The sequence below is a fragment of the Citrobacter sp. VF227 genome (assembly GCF_052950715.1).
This window is the reverse complement of sequence record NZ_JBRFVF010000040.1, coordinates 1-1750: the sequence shown is the minus strand read 5'-3', so window position 1 is coordinate 1750 and position 1750 is coordinate 1. Positions and strand designations below refer to the sequence as shown.

Sequence of the window (1750 nt, the reverse complement as noted above, 5' to 3'; positions counted from 1 at the left end):
CCAGAAGATAGGCTTCACCTTTGACCTTTCTGGGATAACGGCGGGAAAAAAGACCAATCTGTACTTTTCCATTCCAGTGGCGTGGGGCATTCAGGTTAGGTTTTATATATTCCTCATTGTAACCATGGGGAATAACCACGGTATTGTCTATCCCCTGCGATGCCAGTATTTCTTTTTGTACTGAATTAAGGCAGATAACAACATTCGCTTCTTTATAACGGGGAATAAATTTTTCAATCGCTAACCAGTTATCCGGCTCCGCCAAATCATGATGTACAGTAACCACACAGGGTTTAATCAGCACCTCTTCAAGATGTGGCCGGTGATAATGACGCACCAGAGCGCCGTCACGCGGATTAACTGATGTAATATGCTGTAAATCATGATGAGAGTGGCGGATAAAGTACGCCATAATATCATCAAAAATCTTACTTTGCTGCCCGGATGACATGACATGATTAATTGTCACCGCCATTATTTATCTCCATGACTTATTTTAATAACCAGCAGAATATTGTATCTGCCATCAGATATAAAATTATCGCCCCGTTCTTTTATTAAAGAGTTTCAGGTTGTATTTCCGGACTACATTTCAATCCGGAACATTAACGCCGGATAAACATCAATATACTGAAGGGTGTCCCGGTAACTTGAGGAAATTTTTGACCGGGACGAAATGAATTAACGTATTACGGGGGATAATAAACCTTCAATTTCCCACCGGGTCGAATTTTCAGTCCAGACTAACTCAATAAACCCGTCATCCTGGTCAGTAATCACTATGTCAGCTTTTACAGGCGCCGGTACACTGCTGGTTTCATAATAATAACACGTTGAATTTTCAGGATGTAAAAGGTCACAATAAAGAGCATGTCTGCCATACGGGGGAACGTCAGCAGAAATAATGAGAACCTCATCAGAAAGCCTCCCCGTCCCCAGGTAACGCTCCTGCGTGTCAACACGCGTAATACAAAATGTGCCAGTCATACTTTCTCTCCGGTTACGGTGGTTTCCACACCTGTTTTCTTCTCTTTCTGTCTCTGTCCATATCCCGCGTTATACCCTGTGCCGGATGACTGAATCAATGCACAGAGCCGGCATCAGTCCTGATGCTCTCGCAGGGTGGCAAGCCCCATGGCCATCAGACCGTACAGCAGACAAAGCAGCACACCCGTGGTCGCCAGGTTATACAGCCGTCGCGGGTATTCCGCCTCTTCTGCCCGCGCGGGCTGACTGATTACCAGAAGATGTTTCAGTTTACGGTAGGCCTCTATTCTCGCCTGCTCAAGGCTTATCAGACCACTTTTATACAGATCTTCTGCCAGTGCCGCCTGTTTCTGCACCACCATATAGCGGGCCGTCACATCGTTCATCGCATCACTGTCATCCCCCGTCAGTCTCGCCTGCTCCTGTTTGAGCTGTTCTGTCAGGGCCTCCACCCGGGCGGTGACGGCGAGCACCGCCGGCGCCGTCTCTTTCATATAGCGCCGGAACTGTTTCAGCTGTGCCTGTTGTTGCGCCAGCTCACCCTCTATCCGGCTGACCAGATCCAGGCGCGCTGTGCTCGTTGATTCCGGACTGATTAACTGATGACGGTTCTGAAAAGCCAGTACCCGCGCATTTTCTGTCTGTACCCGCTGATAGGCACGATCGACCTCCTTCTCCACAAAGGCCAGCTGCTCCAGCGCTATCTGATGACCAAGCTGATTAATAAAACGCTCTGACTCCCTGAGCATCAGCGCCACCACGC

The 1750-nt window shown here is 48.3% G+C and carries 1 protein-coding gene and 2 pseudogenes; all 3 read right to left on the bottom strand.

Annotation, left to right across the window (positions count from 1 at the left end):
• Positions 1-475 (bottom strand): annotated as a pseudogene (locus tag ACU8YC_RS24820) (glycosyl transferase family 1); the annotation flags it as partial.
• A 206-nt stretch (positions 476-681) separates the two neighbouring features.
• Entirely contained in the window at positions 682-987 is a 306-nt protein-coding gene (locus tag ACU8YC_RS24815) for a hypothetical protein (RefSeq protein WP_446895934.1), read from the bottom strand.
• Positions 988-1100: 113 nt separating this feature from the next.
• Positions 1101-1750 (bottom strand): annotated as a pseudogene (locus ACU8YC_RS24810) (sugar transporter); the annotation flags it as partial.